The organism is Humibacillus xanthopallidus, from assembly GCF_044793955.1.
Lineage (GTDB): Bacteria > Actinomycetota > Actinomycetes > Actinomycetales > Dermatophilaceae > Humibacillus > Humibacillus xanthopallidus_C.
In genome coordinates this window covers 1,796,673-1,814,425 of sequence record NZ_CP084995.1, presented here as the reverse complement: position 1 = coordinate 1,814,425, position 17,753 = coordinate 1,796,673, and the positions used below count along the sequence as shown (strand labels likewise).

The following is a 17,753-nucleotide window of genomic DNA, read 5'->3' as shown; positions in this document are numbered from 1 at the left end:
GTCAGCCGAGACGCGTTGCCGTGATCGGTTGCCGGATCTCGCCGACGTCGCAGGAGAGGTCGCCGCAGGCCCAGAGGGTGGTGTCGACCGTGCCGCGGCCGACGAAGGGGACCCCCGCGTCGAACGTCTGGGCCGTGGCCTGCCACACGCGAACATCCCCGTCGCAGGTCAGCTCCGGCAGGTAGAAGTAGCTGCGCGGCTTGGCCCGGTCGCCGTCGTGACCGACGGAGCCACGGATGCTGCTGCCGTATGCCGGCGCGTTGGCGCACGCATACGTCCCCGTGACGAGGACCGTCCGATCCGGCTGCACGAGTGCCGTCGGCCTGACCGTGAACGCCGACACGGTGGCCGGTGGGCGCAGCGGCCGCACGGTGAGGTCGAGGGTTCCACCGGCGGAGCCCGGCCTGTCCGCGAACGCCGCGATCCAGTACTGCTGACCGGCCTCACCGTCGGCCGCGACCTCGTCCTCGCCACACGCGACGACGGCACCGCCCGCGCGTGGGTCCCCCTCGAAGATCGCCGTGCTCGTGCTGTGGTCCGAGGCCATCGCGTCGACGCCGAAGCCCTCACCCGTCACATCGGTGTAGGTGAACCACACCGTGCGCTCGACGGCGATCGACAGGAGACAGGTGTCGGCGAGATAGGCGTCGTCGGCGTCCGTGACATCGGTGCCGGTGGTGTCCTGGGACCAGGCCCAGGGGTCGGGGCGGATGCTGTCGATGACGACCGCTCCGGCGATGGTGTCGTTGCCGACGTCACTGGCATGGGCGGGCGCCGCCGAGAGGGGTGCGACGCCCAGAGCCAGGGCCGCGGCTGCGAGACGGAGAGATGACATGGCGGCGCTCCTTGCGCTGAGGGTGGGCGCACGTCGTCGGGCGCCGACATCTCAACGTTGTGGGCAGCCGAAACGGTTGTCACAGAGCCGGGATCGGCCGTGCACGGGTCGCGCCCGGCCACCTCGCGGCGCCTGCGGGCCGGGTCAGCGCAGGACGGCCCTGAGTGCGCGGGCGGCGTGTTGGAGTCGCGGACCCACGGCGCGGGCGTCGAGCGGAGCGAGCGACACGACTCCCACCGATGCCTCGAACGACGCCGGCGCGGCGCCCGGCACGGTGACTGCGAGCGGGACCGCCAGACCGTGCGCCCCGGCCTGCAGCTCGCCGTCGGAGGCGACGAGGCCGGCCTCCCCCGCCCGCCCGGCGAGGATGGCCCGCCCGGCCGCCCCCTGGTCGAGCCGGTGCCGGGCTCCGGAGCGATAGGCCACGTGGAAGTCCGTCCACGACGGCTCGACGACGACGAGCGCCAGTGCCTCGTCACCCTCGGCGATGGTCAGGTGGGCGGTCGCGCCGACGGCGTCGGCGAGCTCACGCAGCACCGGGCGGGCCTCGGCGCGCACGATCGGAGTGACCGCAGACGCGAGGCGGCTGATGCCGAGGGCGAGGCGCACCCGACCGTCTTCGGCGCGCGCGACGAGGTGGTGCGCCTCCAACGTCGTCACGAGGCGATAGACGACAGGCCGCCCCACCCCGAGCGACGTCGCGAGCTCCGTCACCGTCAGACCCGCGAAATCGCCTCGCTCAGCGAGGGATTCGAGGATCCGTATGCCGCGGTCGAGGGTCTGCGACGCCTCCGATCGTGGCGCAGCGGAGTCCGTCGCCACCCGCTCAGCCCTCCGAGTGCACGCCGCCGGCGCCCGTCGACCCGACCCGTGCAAGGCCCTGCGACCACGACATCGCGTAGCGGCCGTCGTCGACGGCGAGGCCGGCCTCGCCGAGCTCGAGCGGCCGGAAGGTGTCGACCATGACGGCGAGCTCGTCGAAGCGATCGACGCCGAGAGAGCCCTCGGTCGCTCCGGGCTGCGGTCCGTGCGGGTGACCCCCGGGGTGCACCGAGATCGAGCCCCTGCCGATGCCCGAGCCCTTGCGTGCCTCGTAGTCGCCATCGACGTAGAACATGATCTCGTCGCTGTCGACGTTGGAGTGGTAGTAGGGCACCGGGATCGCGAGCGGGTGGTAGTCGACCTTGCGCGGCACGAAGTTGCAGATGACGAAGTTCCAGCCCTCGAAGACCTGGTGGACGGGTGGCGGCTGGTGGATGCGACCGGTGATCGGCTCGAAGTCGCGCACGTTGAAGACGTAGGGATAGAGGCAGCCGTCCCACCCGACGACGTCGAGGGGGTGGAAGGGCAGCGTGTGGACCGTGCCCACGAGCCCGCCCGGGCCGTTGCCCCGGTGCTTGATGTAGACGTCGGTCCGCTCGTCGGGGTCGGCGCCGACGTCCTCGGCGAGCAGCGGGCCGACCGGCTGGCGCAGGTCGCGCTCGCAGTAGGGCGCGTGCTCGAGGAGCTGGCCGTACTTGCTGAGGTAGCGCTTCGGCGGTGCGATGTGGCTGTTGGCCTCGACGCAGTAGGCGCGCAGCGGGTCCTTGGTGGACTTCTTCGGGATCCAGCGGTGCGTCGTGGCACGGGGGATGATGACGTAGTCGCCCTCGGCGACGTCGAAGGAGCCGAAAACCGTTTCGACACGGGCCTTTCCGCGCTCGACGTAGACGCACTCGTCACCGATGCCGTTGCGATACCAGGGGCTCGGCTTCGCGGCGACGACGTAGGAGATGCGCACGTCGCCGTTGCCGAGCACGAGCCGCCGGCCCGTGACGACGTCGGCGGCACGGGCTGCCTTGGCGTCGAAGAGGTCGTGCAGCTTGAGGTGCCGCGGCAGGAGCGGGTGGTTGGGCGTCGTCGTCTGGTCGGGCAGCTCCCACACGCGCGAGTCGACGATCGTCGACGGGATGTTGCGGTGGTAGAGCAGGGAGCTGTCGGAGCTGAAGCCCTCCTCGCCCATGAGCTCCTCGTAGTAGAGCTCTCCGGCCTTGGGGCCCCGCCCGGGGCGTCGATGCTGGGTGTGACGCTTCGGCGGGATGCTGCCGACAGCCTGGTAGTGCGCCATGGCTCCTCGATCATCGTTGACTGGCGTCCGATAATCGGACGCGGGCGTATCACTATTGCCACAGTGGAGTACGCTCCCCCACATGTCAAGGACGCCGCTGTTCGACCGCCTCATCGACGACGCAGCCGTCTTTCCGCCGGGTCTCGCGCCGCTCGACGTCGCCGTGCGTGAGCACCTCGACCGGCGGTCGCAGCCGTATGCCGGCCACCTCGGCACGCTCCTCGTGCCCGCCACCGACGCGGCGGAGGCCGCACGCCTCGCGGCGGCGGATGCGCGGACGGCCGCCCACCCACTGCAGCTGGCCCTCGTCGTGCGACCGGACTCACCCGTGCAGCCGGCGGTCGACGCCGTGGCCGCCCTGCGCGACGACGACCGGGTCGTCGTGACCGGGGTCGAGGTGGGCTGGTGCCCCGACTGGCGCTCGGTGCTGGCCCTCGAGGTGCCCGTGGTCGTCGAGGTCGGGGTGGGTGCCGACCAGCGCGCCGGACTCGACGACATCGCCGACGCGGTCGACGACGAGGCCGACGTGACGGTGAAGTTCCGCACCGGCGCGACCCCGACGTGGCTCTGGCCTGACGAGCATGTGCTCGGCGGCTTCCTCGACGCCGTCATCCTGCAGGGCCTCTCGTTCAAGCTGACCGGCGGTCTGCACCACGTGGTGAGAGGTGACTACGCCGGGGAGCCGATGCACGGTCTGCTCAACGTCGTCGTCGCCACCCACGAGGCGCTCGACGGCGCCGAGGCTCCCGAGCTGGCGCACGTCCTGGCGCAGACGAGTGCCGAGCTGCTCACGGAGCGCGTGGCCCGCCTGACGGCGGTCGACGCTGCGAGAGTCAGAGCCAGCTTCACGGCATACGGCTGCTGCGGGGTGCTCGACCCGCTCGTCGAGCTCGCCGCCCTCGGTCTCATCGACGAGCACCCGCACCTTGACCGCTGACCGCCCGCACCTCTTGAGGAGACCGCACGTGACCTCGTGGCTCGACGTCCCCGACGACCATCCCTTCGGCATCGACACCCTCCCCTACGGCATCTTCTCCACGGCGGAGCAACCGGACCGCCGCCGTGTCGGTGTGCGGATCGGTGACCACGTGCTCGATGCGTCCGCCGTCGCTGCACTCGGCGGTGACCCCGGGGACGGGCCGCATCTGGCTGCGGCCTGGGCGAATCCGAGCCTCAACGCCTTCATCGCGCTCGGCCGTCCGGCGTGGACGATCGCCCGCGACTGGCTCACCGAGATCCTCACCGACGACGTGCACCGGGCCGGGGTCGAGCCGCACCTCCTCTCCCTCGACCGCGTGACGCTGCACCTGCCGATCGAGGTCGCCGACTACGTCGACTTCTATGCGAGTGAGCACCATGCCCGCAACGTCGGACAGATCTTCCGACCCGACAACCCCGCGCTCCCGCCGAACTGGAAGCACCTGCCGATCGGCTACCACGGCCGGGCGGGCACCGTCGTCGTGTCGGGCACCGATGTCGTGCGGCCCAGCGGCCAGCGCAAGGCGCCTCAGGACGCGGCCCCCGTCTTCGGCCCGAGCATCCGGCTCGACATCGAGGCCGAGCTCGGTTACGTCGTCGGAGGTGCCACGACGATCGGCTCACGCGTGAGCGTCGACGAGGCCGCCGACCACCTCTTCGGTGTCGTCATCCTCAACGACTGGAGCGCACGCGACATCCAGGCGTGGGAGTACGTGCCCCTCGGCCCCTTCCTCGGCAAGTCCTTCGCGACCTCGATCTCCGCGTGGGTCACCCCGCTCGATGCGCTGCGCGATGCACGCATCTCCCTGCCGGGACAGGCGGATCCACCGGTCCTGCCCTACCTCGAGGGCGATGCCTTCGGTCTCGACGTGCACGTCGAGGTGAGCCTCAACGGCACGGTCGTCTCGCGGCCCGAGCACGCGGGCATGTACTGGTCCCCCGCGCAGATGCTCGCGCACCTCACCGTCAACGGGGCCTCGGTGCGCGACGGCGACCTCTTCGGCTCGGGCACGATCAGTGGGCCGACCAGGGACTCCCGGGGGAGTCTGCTCGAGCTGACCTGGAACGGCACCGAGCCGCTCGCCCTCGCCGACGGGTCGACCCGCGGATTCCTCGAGGACGGGGACACCGTGACGATGACGGCGTGGGCGCCGGGTCCGCGCGGGTCGCGCATCGGCCTCGGCCAGGTCACCGGCACGATCGTGCCCACCGCGCCCTAAGGGCGCCGGCTCACCGGCGAGAGGCGTCCGTATGCCGTCAGGCGGGCTCCACGAGTCCCTGCCACGACCAGCGCGCGACCGTCATGCCGTCAGGCACCTGGTCCTTCGAGCCGTGGAACGCACTCATCCGTGAGTGCGTCGCCCAGGCGAAGTAGTCGTGCAGCACGCCCCGAAGCGGCTCCTCGGTGAGACCGACGTCGGTCAGGGCCTCGTCGAAGCAGTCGACGGCCCGACGGTCCATCTCCTCGTGGGGACCGTTGCCGCTGTGCAGGCGCACCACCTCGGACTCGTTGCCCATGGTGCGAGAGAAGGTGGCGGGACCGCCGAGCGCCTCGCCCCAGTAGGCGGCGAGGCGCTCGGTGTGGTCGTCACGGAATCCGTGGCTGAAGGCGTGGCTCACGACCTCGTCGGCGAGCACCCGCTCATGCCAGGCGTGGGCGAGCCGCAGCATCCCGTCAGCGCCGCCGGCTGCGTCATAGAGCGTCTGCATCGCTTCACCCTGCCACGTGACGCGACGCAGAAGCGGGTGCAGCCCGCCGTCAGCGCTGGTTGCGGGGCTGCTTGCCCACGACGACCTGCGTGGCCGCAACCTTGTCGTGCAAGGCCTGGCGCTTGTCGTCCCAGAGCGGCCAGAGGTAGTCGAGCAGGAAGACGATGAAGTAGAGGCCCGAGACGAGGGGCACGATCTGCAGGGCCGAGAGCACCCGGCGCCGCAGGGCCGTGGAGATGTCGAGCGGACCGGGGCGGTCGGCCCGGCGCACGCTGATGCCGAGCGCCATCTTGCCCGGCGTCTGGGCGAGCGTCGTCCAGAACGCGAGGCAGTAGACCGTCACGGCGCCCCAGGTGATGAGCCCGACGCGCAGGGACTGGGCGGCGATGTCGGTCGCGAGCGCCTGGATCTCGTCCTGGTTCTGGCGGCCCGCGGCGTCGAGGAGGTTCTCGACCGCCGTGAAGTAGTCGGGGGCGAAGGCCTGCAGGAGCAGGTAGGACAGGATCGTCAGCAGGATGCCGTCGATGATCCAGGCTCCGAGGCGGCGGCCCCACGAGGCGAGCGGCACCCCGTCGGCGGTCGTCTTGATCGACTGCATCCACGCGGCGTTCGCCGGCGCACCGGGATACTGCGGCGCCTGGCCGTACTGCCCCTGCTGACCGACCTGTCCCTGCTGGCCATACGCCTGCGGCGCCTGGCCCTGCCAGCCGCTGCCCTGCGGCATCGGCGTGGTCGGCATCGGCACGCCCTGGGTCGCAGCCCCCGTCGCGTCGGCACCCGCGTCGGGCTGCACGCCGGTGCCCTGCGGCAGCGTCGGTGACTTCTTGGGAGCGGTGTGGCTGCTCCACATCACCCCGTCCCAGTAGCGAAGCATCTCGGGATTGCTCGGGTCGTCGTACCACCCGGAAGGCTGCTGGCTCATGGGACAACTCTCCCATGCCCCGCAGCCGAGGATCGACGACGCCCCGGACCGAGCTGGTCCGGGGCGTCGTGGGGCTTCGTGGGGCGTTGCCCCGTGCGTCGGTCAGAGGTTGCCGCGCCGGTCCTGCTCGCGCTCGATGGCCTCGAAGAGCGCCTTGAAGTTGCCCTTGCCGAAGCCGAGCGAGCCGTGCCGCTCGATGAGCTCGAAGAAGACGGTCGGGCGGTCGCCGAGGGGCTTGGTGAAGATCTGCAGCAGGTAGCCGTCCTCGTCGCGGTCGACGAGGATCTTGCGCTTCTGCAGCTCCTCGATCGGCACGCGGACGTTGCCGATGCGCTCGCGCAGCTCGGGGTCCTCGTAGTAGCTGTCGGGGGTGTCGAGGAACTCGACGCCGTTGGCCCGCAGGGCGTCGACCGACGCGAGGATGTCGTTGGTCGCCACGGCGAGGTGCTGGGCGCCCGCGCCGCGGTAGAAGTCGAGGTACTCGTCGATCTGGCTCTTCTTCTTGGCGATCGCCGGCTCGTTGAGCGGGAACTTCACCCGGTGGTTGCCGTTCGCGACGACCTTGCTCATGAGCGCCGAGTAGTCGGTCGCGATGTCATCGCCGATGAACTCGGCCATGTTGACGAAGCCCATGACGCGGTTGTAGAACCCGACCCACTCGTCCATGTGGCCGAGCTCGACGTTGCCGACGATGTGGTCGAGCGCCTGGAAGAGCCGCTTGGGCTGGCCGTCGCGCCTGACGTAGGACGACGCGGACGTGACGTACCCCGGGAGGTACGGGCCGGCATACGTCTGCCCCTCGACGGAGCGCTGCACGAGGGTGTGCCGCGTCTCGCCGTAGGTCGCGATGGCGGCGGTGCGCACGGTGCCGTGCTCGTCGGTGTGGTCGGCCGGCTCCTCGAGCACGGTGGCTCCGGCGCGACGGGCCTGGGCGATGCACCGGTCGACGTCGGGCACCTCGAGGGCTATGTCGACGACGCCGTCGCCGTGGCGGCGGTGGTGGTCGGCGAGCTGGCTGTCGGGGTCGACCGCGCCCTTGATGACGAAGCGGATCGAGCCGCTCTTGAGCACGAACGCCTTGTGGTCGCGGTTGCCGTTCTCGGGACCGGAGTAGGCGACGAGCTCCATGCCCCACGCGCTCTGGTAGTAGTGCGCGCTCTGGGTGGCGTTGCCCGCGACGAAGACGATCGCGTCCCACCCGGTCACCGGAAAGACGTCCGAGTCCTCGTCGTAGTCGACGAGCCCGACGAGCTGCTTGAGCTGGTCGAGGTCGAGGTTGGCCTCGCGCTCCTGGTCGGTGAGGTCGGCGCGGTGTGCGGGGGCCTGAGACGGCATCGTGTCAGTCATGTCGTGAGAGTGACGGAGGGAGCCCGCAGTGGTCAACAGGTGCACCTCCGCTTGGGCATCGTGCACAAACTGTTGCCCGTATGCCGTCCGGTGCTGGACACTTTGCCCATGACGTCCGCGCCCTCACCGCCCCCGCGCGCGCCGGTCGACGCCCTCGACTGCCGGATCCTGCTGCTGCTCCTGCGCGAGCCCGGGGTGGGTGTGCTCGGGGCATCCCGCCGGCTCGGCGTCGCCCGCGGCACCGTGCAGGCGCGGCTCGACCGGCTGCAGCGCGCCGGAGTGCTGCGCTCCATGGCGCCCGACGTCGACCCGGCTGCGCTCGGCTACCCCGTGACGGCGTTCTGCACGCTCGAGATCCGTCAGGGCCGGGGCGGCCACTCCCCCGTCATCGACCACCTCGCTGCGATCCCCGAGGTGCTCGAGGCGCACACCATCACCGGATCGGGCGATGTGCTGATCCGGATCGTCGGGCGCGACAACGCCGACCTGCAGCGCGTCATCGACCAGGTCGTCGACGACGCCCACGTCACGCGCGCGTCGACGGTCATCTCTCTCGCGACCCGCCTCGACCACCGTACGATTCCGCTCGTCGAGCACCTGCTCGGTGCAGCCACCGCCTCGTCCTAGGAGACTGTGCCCGTGACCACCAACCCCTACACGCCCCGGCCCGCCGTCGAGCTGACCCATCCCGAGTGGAGCCGTGACGCGACGATCTACCAGATCAACCAGCGCAACTTCACCCCGGAGGGCACCTTCCGCGCTGCCGAGGCGCACCTGCCGCGCCTGCGCGACCTCGGGGTCGACATCCTGTGGCTCATGCCGGTGCACCCCATCGGCGAGCTCAACCGCAAGGGCGGGCTCGGCAGCCCTTATGCCGTCAAGGACTACCTCGCGGTCAACCCGGAGTTCGGCACGATCGAGGACCTGCGTCACTTCGTCGAGGCTGCCCACGAGCTCGGCTTCCACGTCATCCTCGACTGGGTCGCCAACCACACGGCGTGGGACAACCACCTCGTGCAGGAGCACCCGGAGTGGTATGCCCGCGACTGGAACGGCAACTTCCGTCCGACGCCGTGGTGGGACTGGGACGACATCATCGACCTCGACTACGACAACGAGGACCTGCGCCGCTACATGACCGAGGCGATGAAGTTCTGGGTGCGCGACGTCGGTGTCGACGGCTACCGCTGCGACGTCGCCGGCTTCGTGCCGCTCGACTTCTGGGAGAACGTGCGCCGCGAGCTCGACGAGATCAAGCCGGTCTTCATGCTCGCCGAGTGGGAGTCGCGCGACCTGCACGTGCGCGCCTTCGACATGTCCTACGGGTGGAGCTGGAACGACACGCTGCACAAGATCGCCCACGGCAAGGCCGACGTCGACGTGCTCAAGGTCTACTACGCGTGGAACGACCGCTTCTACCAGCGTGACGCCTACCGCATGCTCTTCGTCAGCAACCACGACAAGAACGCCTGGGAGGGCACCGAGTACGAGCAGTTCGGTGACGCACTCGTGCCTGCCGTCGTGCTGTCGGTGGTCAGCGAGGGCATGCCGCTCATCTACAACGGCCAGGAGGCGGGCAGCGACCGCCGCCTCGACTTCTTCGAGAAGGACCAGATCGAGTGGCGCGAGGACGAGCAGGGCGAGCTCTATCGCCGGCTGCTCGCCCTGCGCAAGGCCCACCCCGCCCTGCGCAACGGCGCTGCAGGTGGCCGAATGGTGCGGGTGCCCAACACCACGGAGGCCGCGGTGCTCAGCTTCGTGCGCGCCGTCGAGGGCGACCGGGTGTTCGCCGCCTTCAACTTCTCGCCGCAGGAGCAGACGGTGACGCTCGGCGACGGCCCGCAGGCGGGCACGTGGACCGACCCGTGGAGCGGCGAGACGGTCGAGCTGACGCAGGGCCAGTCCTACACGCTGCCCGCCTGGGGTCACCAGGTGCTCGTCGCGTCCTGAGCCGGCCACCGGATGCCCGGTAAAGACTTCTTAAAGAAATCGGTCAAGCTCTGCGGCCCCAGCCGAATCTTGCCAATGTGACGGGCATCGCCGCGTGGACACACTTTGGCGCCCGGAGCAGTCTCCGTCTCCGCCGCATTCACGTGAACAGCGTCGACGGGCGGGGGACGCATGATCGAGGTCGTGGTCATCGCGCCGGTCCGGGCCTACCGCGAGGCCATGGCCGCGGTCGTGGAGCGGGCCAGCGACATGTCGGTGCTTTCGCACGTTCCCTCGACGACGGAGGCCTTGGCCGCCGTGTCGAGACGACAACCCACGGCCGTGCTGCTCGATTTCTCCGTGGGCGAGGTCGCCGAGGCGGTTGCCTCGCTCCGGAGAACGGCACCATCGTCGCGGGTCATCGGCATGGGCATCAACGAGACGCGGGCTCACGCCGAGGCGGTGGTCCGGTGTGCCGTGGCCGGGGCCAGCGGCTTCGTCGATGCCGATCAGCCACTCATCGACCTGCTCGCAGCGGTGCGCGTGAGCTGTGTCGGACAGTCTCCCTGCAGCCCGCGCGTGGCCGCACTTCTGCTGCAGACCATGCAGCGTCGACCGGACACCACCTGGGCGGGCGGGCCGGGACACGGTGGCGGGATGGGTGCGAGCCGGCCGGCGGCGTCGCTCACCCCGCGTGAACGGACCGTGGCCGAGCTCGCATCGCGCGGCCTGACCAACCGGCAGATCGCCCGTCAGCTCTTCATCGGGGAGTCCACCGTGAAATCCCACATCCACTCGGTGCTCACCAAGCTGGGGCTTCGAGGCCGCGAGGACATCGTGGGCCGACTCGTCGGCGGCCCCGCGGGCGACGCGGGCTCCACCGGGTGAGGTGGGGTGGAGGCAGTGCCTCCACCCCACACACCGATCGCCTACCCGCCGGGACGGCGGATCCGCGAACACTGTCCCCGTTGGGACCGTTCTCGGGTGGGCCTTGCAACGGAGCGAGGTCACCCCTTTCGGCCCGACTCGACGCAGCGCCCGGGCCGAGAGACGACGCCCGGCGCCGCACGAAGGACGGCACACCATGACTGACGCCAGCATCACCCCGGGGCAGGAGGCCTTCATCCAGGCTCTTCAGGCCAAGGTCTCGCAAAGCTTCTCGTCACTGCTCGACGGGGACTTCGTACCGATGTCGATGCCGAGCGGCGCGTATTACGGAATCCAGTACGGGCCGAACAACTACTACAACACCTCCTTCCTCGGTCAGCTCGACCAGACCGTGACGATCGGCGACAACGGCCAGGCACAGCCCGGCAGCACCAAGTTCACGAGCCTCTATGCGGACATCATGAGCGGCGTCGTGTTCACGTTCAGCAGCGCCGACAACCAGAGCCTCCAGCGGGACCAGGCGCAGTACCAGTCGCAGCTGCAGCAGGTGATCTCCACCTGGGAGGTGAACGTCGGGACCATCACGGACGACCAGATGAAGAGCGCATTCCCGCCCACCAAGCTGGGATACATCTACACGCAGTTCGCGCAACGATGGTCCTCGGACATCAACAACGTGCCGGCCTCGCTGCAGGCGTTCAAAGACGCGCTGCAGAACTACCAGGTGCAGGCCCAGGTCGCCAACCGGTTGAGCATCCAGTCGGCGCAGGCCATGGCGCGGCTGGCGGCCCTGCGCGCCAACCTGGCCACCCCCTCCGCGGCCAACGGCGCGCTGCAGATCGACGCTTCGACGTACTACCCGGCGTTCGGCCCCTTCCCCGACCAGAACACCATCGTGAGCTCGCTCGCCAGCGGGAACCGCAGTCTCGAGTTGAACCTCAAGCTCACCAACTTCAGCTCTCAGACGACCAACATGAGCGTCGGTGGATCAGTGGGACTGGAGGTGCCGATCGCGGACATCGTCGAGGTCGGCTTCTCCGGAGGGGCGAGGTACACCCTCGACAAGTACTCGTCCGCCTCCACCACGGTGACGATGGATGTGGCCTACGAGGGGATCACGTTCGTCAGCACCCCACTGACGTCCGGCGCGCTGGCGACGAGCAACCGCGCCGGCTGGTACGCAGAGGACATTCTCGCCGAGGCGCTCGAGAACGTCGACGGTTCACGGACCGGCTACTCGCTCCAGGGCGGGGCGTTCCCGGCTGACGAGTACTTCGGTTCGGGCAAGAAGTTCTCTCGCATCAAGACGTGGGTCCTCAGCCGGGAACCATCGATCACGTTGCAGTTCTGCGCGGCCCAGACCGATGACGTCACCTCCGACTTCACGGAGAACGCCAAGCTCAGCCTCAAGGTGTTGGGCCTGTTCACCGTCGGTGAGGTCGACCAGAGCTACGAGGTCAAGAATGTCGACGACAAGACCGTCGACGGCTGCGTGATCGTGTCGCTCGGCGCCCCTGACTCCTCGAGCGGCACGACGTCCCTTCAGACCGCGCGCGCTTTCCTCGTCGGTGGCGTGCCGTCCTATCCGCCCACGGCCGACTAGGTCGGCAATCCGTGTTCGATCCGAGGAGGAAGTGATGGCGTACTACATCGTCAAGATGAGCTACGGACAGAACGAGACCCGTTACTACCGCACCCAGCGCAAGCACAACCACGACGCTGAGACCGCGTTCGTCGTGGCTGCGAAGAACGATTTCGCAGCGAGGCAGATCCCGCCGGTGTCACCGAACGACGTCATCGCCGGGCCAGTGCAGTCGGGCCAGTCCAAACCACCGACGAACGGGGTCTCGATATAGGTCACGCGTGGTGGGGAGTGGCCACCCTGCCCAGCTCGAGTGCGTCGTCGGTGGTCAGCGAGGGCGTGCCGCTCACCGACAACGGCCAGGAGGCCGACAGCTTCCGCCGGCTCGTCTGCGTCGAGAAGGACGAGACCGAGGTGCGAAGTGCCCACTCGACCTTGTCGGTCGAGTGGGCACTTTCCACCCGGGTGGGTGCGCGTGTCAGCCGGTGATCGTGACCGGGAGACCGTTGCTCACGAGCTTCCAGTCCATGCTGGAGAACGCCGCGGCGTCGATGACCTTGTTGGCCGTCACCCAGTCGATGATCAGCTGGCGGATCTCGATCTGGCGGTTGTAGACGACCGGCGCGGTCTTGACGTGCGGGAAGTTGCCACCGCCGGACTGCCGGTAGTTGTTGATGGCGATGACGAACTGGGCCGACAGGTCGATGGGGGCGCCGGCATACGACAGATTCGCGATGCGCGAGCCGAGGTCCTTGGCGATGTCGATGTCGTAGGTGAGCGCCTTGTCGAGGCCACCCATGATGTCGTAGTTGTAGTCGGGCGTGCCTCCGGGTGCCAGCGGGGTCACCGCGTTGGTCACCTGCTCCGGCGTGTAGGGTCCGGCGCCGCTGCGCTGCTGGAAGTACCACGCCGACTGCTCGAGGTAGTCCTTGACCTGCTGGCCGGTGAGGACGATGCCGATCAGCGTGTTGTCGAAGATGTAGAGACCGGCGACGTCGCGCACCGTGACGTTGCCCTCGGGGATCGCGGCGGCCTTGTTGAACGGCGCAGCGATCGACAGGACCGGGAGGTCGGCCTGCGGCGTGCCGGCAAGGGCCGCCTTCACGGTGAGGCCCTGCACGTAGTTGATGAAGTCCATCGCGGCGGTGTCCTCGTAGCGCGAGGTCGCGGCGGACATCGCCTGCTTCGAGGTGCCGATGACGCTGTTGACATAGGTCAGCACCTTGGCGTGCGATGCGGCGACGGCGCCGGTCACGGCGGGGTCCTCAGGAGCGACGTTGGAGTTGTAGAGCTTCGCCTCGGAGTGCACGACCTGCCACTGCCCGCGGACCTTCTGCACGTCGATCGACATCCGGGTCACGCGCATGCCCCAGTAGAGGGGCTCGGAGAGCAGCACCTGCTTGCCCGTGGCGGTGTTCGTGACGTAGCGCTGCGGGATCTCGAGGTGCGCGTGGCCGACGAGGATCGCATCGATCCCGGGGACCTCCTGGGCGAGCAGGGCGCTGGCGTTCTCGACGTAGGGCAGGGCGTCGCCCCAGGACGAGGCGCCGTTGTCGCCGGAGTGGCACGAGACGATGACGACATCGGCCCCGGCGGCCTTGAGGCGCGGCACCATGACCTTGGCCTGCTCGACGATGCCCGGGAAGCGCACCTTGCCCTCGACGTTGGCGGCGTCCCAGATCGCCACGCCGGGCGTGACGAGGCCGAGGATGCCGACCTTGATCGCCTTGGTGTCGGGCAGCTTGATCGTCTTGATGATCCACGGCTTGAAGACCGGCGCGCCGGTGTTCCAGTCCACCGAGTTGGCCGACAGCAGCGGGAAGTTGCACTGCTTCTCGAAGACCCGCAGGGTGTCGAGGCCGTAGTTGAACTCGTGGTTGCCGAGCGCGGCGGCGTCGTAGCCGACCTGGTTCATCGCCGCGGCCATCGGGTGCATGGAGCCGCCGGTGATCGGGTCGATCTTGGCGAAGTAGTAGGCCAGCGGGGTGCCCTGGATGGTGTCGCCCGCGTCGATCGTGAGGGTGCGCTCGGCTCCCACCTCGGCTTTGACCGCCTTGATGATCGACGACGCCTTGGCGACTCCGATGTCGTTGGACCGGCTGTCGGTGAACTCGGCGTTCTTGAAGTAGTCCCAGTTGAGGACGTTGCCGTGCAGGTCGGTCGTGCCGAGCACGGTGAGGCGGACGACCTCGCCGTTGGTGCCGGGGCCGCGGCCCGTGGCGGCGGTGGCCGGGCCGGCCGCGGCGACGGCCGCGACGCCTGCTCCGCCGACCGCTGCCATGGTGAGCAGCTGCCGGCGGGTGGCGGGTGATGCGAGGAAGTCTGGGGTCTGGTCGGTGCTCATCTCGTCCTTCATGTGTCGATGCCTGGTTCGCAGGTGGTCACAGGTGCGCGGCTCGCCCCCGAGGCGCAGTCACCGACGATAGCCCCGCTGATCGGCCCGAGGGCAGACAGCGCTTCACAGAAGCGTCACATCCGAGGAGCGCGCGCGACGAGCGTGCTCGTGTCGTCAGCGCCGGCCGACGAGCCAGAGACGGATCTTCTCGATCCGCTCGGTCACCTGCTCCGAGGAGGCCGCGGCCAGGTCGGGGCCTCCGCACACGCGCCTCAGGTCGATGTGGACGTTGGCGTGCGGCAGGCCCTTCTGGCGCGCGTAGGTCGACACCAGCGTGTTGAGCTCCTTGCGCTGGGCCGCGAGCGCCCGGTGGGCGGCGACCGGCACCGGTGCCTCGGCGCCCTTCGGCGCCTTCTTGACCTGACGGCTCTGCCGTTCCTGCAGGAGCACGGAGACCTGGTCGGGCTCCAGCAGGCCGGGGAGCCCGAGGTACTCCTCCTCGTCCTCCGAGCCGATCTGCGCGTGCATCCCCCACTGCTGCTTGTCGAAGAGCACGTGGTCGAAGTGCGCGTCCGACTCGAGGGCCTCGAAGGCGCCCTCGTCGAGCCCTGCGCCGGCCTTGGCCTCGCGGTTGGCCTCGTCGATGAGCGCCTGCTCCTCCGCCCACATCTGGCCGATGTCGTCGGGGTTGGGCTTGCGGTCGAGGGCGTGGTCGCGCTGCTCCTCGAGCCGGGAGGCGTGGTCGAGCACGACGGGCACCGACGGGAGGAAGACGGATGCGGTCTCGCCGCGCTTGCGGGCCCGCACGAAGCGGCCGACGGCCTGCGCGAAGAAGAGCGGCGTCGACGTCGAGGTCGCATAGACCCCGACGGCGAGGCGGGGCACGTCGACGCCCTCCGACACCATCCGCACGGCGACCATCCACCGCTCGTCGCTCGCGCCGAAGTCCTCGATGCGCTTGCTCGCGCCGAGGTCGTCGGAGAGGACGACCGTCGGGGCCTCGCCCGTCAGCTGGCGGAGGATGGCGGCATACGCCCTCGCCTGGGTCTGGTTGGAGGCGATGACGAGCCCGCCCGCATCGGCGACGTGGCGACGCACCTCGCTGAGGCGCCGGTCTGCGGCGGTCAGGACCGCAGGGATCCACTCCCCCTTGGGGTCGAGGGCCGTGCGCCAGGCGTGGGCGACGAAGTCCTTCGTCATCGGCTCGCCGAGGCGCGCCTCGAGCTCGTCGCCGGCCTTGGTGCGCCACCGCATGCTGCCGCCGTAGGCCATGAAGAGCACGGGGCGCACGACGCCGTCACGCAGCGCCTCGGCATAGCCGTAGGTGTAGTCGCTCGAGCTGACGAGGGTGCCCTCGGCGTCGAGCTCGTAGGTGACGAACGGGATCGGCGAGGTGTCGGACCGGAAGGGGGTGCCGGTCAGCGACAGGCGTCGCTCCGCGGGATCGAAGGCCTCGCGGATGCCGTCGCCCCAGCTCTTGGCGTCGCCACCGTGGTGCACCTCGTCGAGGATGACGAGCGTGCGGCGCGACGTCGTCAGCTCACGGTGCAGCGCGGGCCGGGACGCCACCTGGGCATACGTGACGGCGACGCCGTGGTAGTCCTCGCTGTGCCGGCCCACGCTGTTGCTGAACTTCGGGTCGAGGCTGATGCCGACCCGGGCGGCCGCGTCGGCCCACTGGGTCTTGAGGTGCTCGGTGGGGGCCACGACCGTGATCCGCTGCACGACGCCGGCGCTCAGCAGCTCGGTCGCCACCCGCAGGGCGTAGGTCGTCTTGCCGGCGCCGGGCGTGGCCACGGCGAGGAAGTCGCGCGGCGACGCCGCGAGGTAGCGGTTCAGAGCCTCCTGCTGCCACGCGCGCAGCTTGCTGGCGGTGCCCCAGGCCGCCCGCTCCGGGAAGGCGGGTGAAAGGTGGAATGCGGCCCCTGAACTCATAGACCGCCCACCGTAGCCGGTCCTGCCGACCGACATGCCGAGGCCCCGCCGGGTTGGCGGGGCCTCGAGCGAGATGGTATGCCGCTCAGCGGGTTTCGCTCAGAGCTGACGTGTTGCGCACGGCTGGGCTCAGGCGCGGTACGCCGTCCACTGGGCTTCCATCCGAGAGACCTGGCCTGCGGTGAACGTGTCCATGCAGGTGTCGTAGGTGTAGTCCATGAAGTTCTTGATGGGGTCGAGTCCGGGGCTCGTGCACGTGTCACGACCGGTCGGGCACGCGTAGGCCGGGCTCGCTTCGGCGGGCGTGTCGCTCACGTAGTCACCCGAGCCGGCGCAGCCGCCCTGGAACGTGTGGTAGAGCCCGAGCCAGTGGCCGACCTCGTGCGTGCCGGTGTCGCCCTGGTTGTAGTTCGTGGCGCTTCCGCCCGGGAGCGACTCGTTGAGGAGCACGACGCCGTCCTGGTTGTTGATCTTCGACTTCGGGAAGGTCGCCCAGCCAAGCAGCCCGTCACCGATGTTGGCGGCATAGATGTTGAGGTCTGCCTTGGTGCCCTTGTAGAGGGACGACTTCATGGAGCGCTCGGCCCGGCTGCCGGGCGTCACGGTGTACCACGAGGAGTTGTTCGTGACGTCGCTGCCGGCGAGCGTGAAGCTGAAGCCGGACCCTGAGAAGGCGGCGTTCAGGACGCTGATCTGCTTGTCGATCTCGGCCTGACTGATCGCACCAGCGTTGCCGCTCGTGATGGTGTGGAAGTAGACCTTGATCGTCGCGCTGACGAGCGCGGTGGAGCCGGACCCGGGCTTGGCGAGCTGACCCGACGAGTCACGGGTCAGGCCCTTGGCGGCGAGCGCCCGGGTGAGATCGGCCTCGCTGGCCCTCACCTCGGCGGCGCTCAGGTGGTTGGTGTCCTTGGCACCCTGCGTGCCGCGGGCGTCAGAGGCGCCGACGTCGTGAGGGTCGAGACAGGCGGCCGGCGCGGGCCCGTCAGCGGCGGGTGATGCGAAGGCCGGCGTGCCGAGCCCGGCAGCCACCAGCGCGAGCGGCGCCGCGAAGGCGAGGGAGCGAAGCTTCATGGATTGACCTCTTTCGTCCGTCCCGTGCCGGTCTGGCACGTCCTCTTGGACTGTAAGAGGCCATTCGCCGTCATTTCGGACAAGCGAGGGTAAAGACTCCGTAAGAAAGGC

General features: G+C 69.4%; 17 protein-coding genes. 8 read left to right on the top strand and 9 right to left on the bottom strand.

Annotation, left to right across the window (positions count from 1 at the left end):
* Window position 1 precedes the first annotated feature (1 nt).
* The 3 genes from LG278_RS08005 to LG278_RS07995 all read right to left on the bottom strand — a co-directional run bounded on the left by LG278_RS08005 (window position 2) and on the right by LG278_RS07995 (window position 2,942).
* Entirely contained in the window at window positions 2-835 is an 834-nt protein-coding gene (locus LG278_RS08005; protein WP_404392652.1) for a hypothetical protein, read from the bottom strand.
* Window positions 836-979: 144 nt separating this feature from the next.
* Window positions 980-1,657 (bottom strand): IclR family transcriptional regulator, encoded by a 678-nt coding sequence (locus LG278_RS08000; RefSeq protein ID WP_404392650.1) that lies wholly within the window; start codon window positions 1,655-1,657, stop codon window positions 980-982.
* Between the two features lie 4 nt (window positions 1,658-1,661).
* Window positions 1,662-2,942, bottom strand: coding sequence for a homogentisate 1,2-dioxygenase (locus tag LG278_RS07995; RefSeq protein ID WP_404392648.1), 1,281 nt, complete (start codon window positions 2,940-2,942; stop codon window positions 1,662-1,664).
* Window positions 2,943-3,024: 82 nt separating this feature from the next.
* Here LG278_RS07995 and LG278_RS07990 point away from each other — a divergent pair, with 82 nt between their 5' ends.
* Entirely contained in the window at window positions 3,025-3,879 is an 855-nt protein-coding gene (locus LG278_RS07990) for a hypothetical protein (protein WP_404392646.1), read from the top strand.
* A gap of 28 nt (window positions 3,880-3,907) precedes the next feature.
* The gene (gene fahA / locus LG278_RS07985) at window positions 3,908-5,140 is read left to right on the top strand and encodes a fumarylacetoacetase (RefSeq protein ID WP_404392644.1); all 1,233 of its coding nucleotides are present in this window, start codon (window positions 3,908-3,910) and stop codon (window positions 5,138-5,140) included.
* Between the two features lie 37 nt (window positions 5,141-5,177).
* Here the strand turns inward: fahA and LG278_RS07980 are convergent, their stop codons facing one another.
* The 3 genes from LG278_RS07980 to hppD form a co-directional block, all read right to left on the bottom strand.
* Window positions 5,178-5,630 carry a group II truncated hemoglobin gene (locus tag LG278_RS07980; protein ID WP_404392642.1) on the bottom strand — a complete coding sequence of 151 codons (453 nt, stop codon included), beginning with the start codon at window positions 5,628-5,630 and terminating at the stop codon, window positions 5,178-5,180.
* A gap of 49 nt (window positions 5,631-5,679) precedes the next feature.
* Entirely contained in the window at window positions 5,680-6,552 is an 873-nt protein-coding gene (locus tag LG278_RS07975; protein ID WP_404392640.1) for an RDD family protein, read from the bottom strand.
* A gap of 102 nt (window positions 6,553-6,654) precedes the next feature.
* Window positions 6,655-7,899: a 4-hydroxyphenylpyruvate dioxygenase gene (hppD, locus tag LG278_RS07970; RefSeq protein WP_404392638.1), complete on the bottom strand. Its 1,245-nt coding sequence runs from the start codon at window positions 7,897-7,899 to the stop codon at window positions 6,655-6,657.
* 108 nt (window positions 7,900-8,007) lie between these two features.
* Here hppD and LG278_RS07965 point away from each other — a divergent pair, with 108 nt between their 5' ends.
* The 6 genes from LG278_RS07965 (at window position 8,008) to LG278_RS07940 (ending at window position 12,787) form a co-directional block, all read left to right on the top strand.
* The gene (locus tag LG278_RS07965) at window positions 8,008-8,526 is read left to right on the top strand and encodes an Lrp/AsnC family transcriptional regulator (RefSeq protein WP_404392636.1); all 519 of its coding nucleotides are present in this window, start codon (window positions 8,008-8,010) and stop codon (window positions 8,524-8,526) included.
* A gap of 12 nt (window positions 8,527-8,538) precedes the next feature.
* Complete coding sequence (locus LG278_RS07960) at window positions 8,539-9,849, top strand: alpha-amylase family glycosyl hydrolase (protein ID WP_404392634.1); 1,311 nt, start codon at window positions 8,539-8,541, stop codon at window positions 9,847-9,849.
* Window positions 9,850-10,020: 171 nt separating this feature from the next.
* Window positions 10,021-10,716, top strand: coding sequence for a LuxR C-terminal-related transcriptional regulator (locus LG278_RS07955; protein WP_404392632.1), 696 nt, complete (start codon window positions 10,021-10,023; stop codon window positions 10,714-10,716).
* A 196-nt stretch (window positions 10,717-10,912) separates the two neighbouring features.
* Window positions 10,913-12,319, top strand: coding sequence for a hypothetical protein (locus tag LG278_RS07950; RefSeq protein ID WP_404392630.1), 1,407 nt, complete (start codon window positions 10,913-10,915; stop codon window positions 12,317-12,319).
* Window positions 12,320-12,353: 34 nt separating this feature from the next.
* The gene (locus LG278_RS07945) at window positions 12,354-12,572 is read left to right on the top strand and encodes a hypothetical protein (RefSeq protein WP_404392628.1); all 219 of its coding nucleotides are present in this window, start codon (window positions 12,354-12,356) and stop codon (window positions 12,570-12,572) included.
* A 17-nt stretch (window positions 12,573-12,589) separates the two neighbouring features.
* Entirely contained in the window at window positions 12,590-12,787 is a 198-nt protein-coding gene (locus tag LG278_RS07940) for a hypothetical protein (protein ID WP_404392626.1), read from the top strand.
* Here the strand turns inward: LG278_RS07940 and LG278_RS07935 are convergent.
* The 3 genes from LG278_RS07935 to LG278_RS07925 form a co-directional block, all read right to left on the bottom strand.
* Window positions 12,777-14,642 (bottom strand): bifunctional metallophosphatase/5'-nucleotidase, encoded by a 1,866-nt coding sequence (locus tag LG278_RS07935; protein ID WP_404392624.1) that lies wholly within the window; start codon window positions 14,640-14,642, stop codon window positions 12,777-12,779. The two genes, LG278_RS07940 and LG278_RS07935, sit on opposite strands and share 11 nt — an antisense overlap.
* 165 nt (window positions 14,643-14,807) lie before the next feature.
* A complete protein-coding gene (locus LG278_RS07930) occupies window positions 14,808-16,568 on the bottom strand; it encodes a DEAD/DEAH box helicase (RefSeq protein ID WP_404392622.1) in 1,761 nt (586 codons plus the stop codon).
* A gap of 129 nt (window positions 16,569-16,697) precedes the next feature.
* Window positions 16,698-17,642 carry a zinc metalloprotease gene (locus tag LG278_RS07925; RefSeq protein WP_404392620.1) on the bottom strand — a complete coding sequence of 315 codons (945 nt, stop codon included), beginning with the start codon at window positions 17,640-17,642 and terminating at the stop codon, window positions 16,698-16,700.
* Window positions 17,643-17,753: the final 111 nt, after the last annotated feature.

Bases quoted from the DNA above. Each gene is read 5' to 3' on its own strand.
- LG278_RS07925 (WP_404392620.1), bottom strand. From the start codon at position 17,642: ATGAAGCTTCGCTCCCTCGCCTTCGCGGCGCCGCTCGCGCTGGTGGCT.
- LG278_RS07935 (WP_404392624.1), bottom strand. From the start codon at position 14,642: ATGAGCACCGACCAGACCCCAGACTTCCTCGCATCACCCGCCACCCGC.
- LG278_RS07950 (WP_404392630.1), top strand. From the start codon at position 10,913: ATGACTGACGCCAGCATCACCCCGGGGCAGGAGGCCTTCATCCAGGCT.
- LG278_RS07945 (WP_404392628.1), top strand. From the start codon at position 12,354: ATGGCGTACTACATCGTCAAGATGAGCTACGGACAGAACGAGACCCGT.
- LG278_RS07955 (WP_404392632.1), top strand. From the start codon at position 10,021: ATGATCGAGGTCGTGGTCATCGCGCCGGTCCGGGCCTACCGCGAGGCC.
- LG278_RS07975 (WP_404392640.1), bottom strand. From the start codon at position 6,552: ATGAGCCAGCAGCCTTCCGGGTGGTACGACGACCCGAGCAATCCCGAG.
- LG278_RS07980 (WP_404392642.1), bottom strand. From the start codon at position 5,630: ATGCAGACGCTCTATGACGCAGCCGGCGGCGCTGACGGGATGCTGCGG.
- LG278_RS07995 (WP_404392648.1), bottom strand. From the start codon at position 2,942: ATGGCGCACTACCAGGCTGTCGGCAGCATCCCGCCGAAGCGTCACACC.
- LG278_RS07965 (WP_404392636.1), top strand. From the start codon at position 8,008: ATGACGTCCGCGCCCTCACCGCCCCCGCGCGCGCCGGTCGACGCCCTC.
- LG278_RS07990 (WP_404392646.1), top strand. From the start codon at position 3,025: ATGTCAAGGACGCCGCTGTTCGACCGCCTCATCGACGACGCAGCCGTC.
- LG278_RS07930 (WP_404392622.1), bottom strand. From the start codon at position 16,568: ATGAGTTCAGGGGCCGCATTCCACCTTTCACCCGCCTTCCCGGAGCGG.
- LG278_RS08005 (WP_404392652.1), bottom strand. From the start codon at position 835: ATGTCATCTCTCCGTCTCGCAGCCGCGGCCCTGGCTCTGGGCGTCGCA.
- hppD (WP_404392638.1), bottom strand. From the start codon at position 7,899: ATGACTGACACGATGCCGTCTCAGGCCCCCGCACACCGCGCCGACCTC.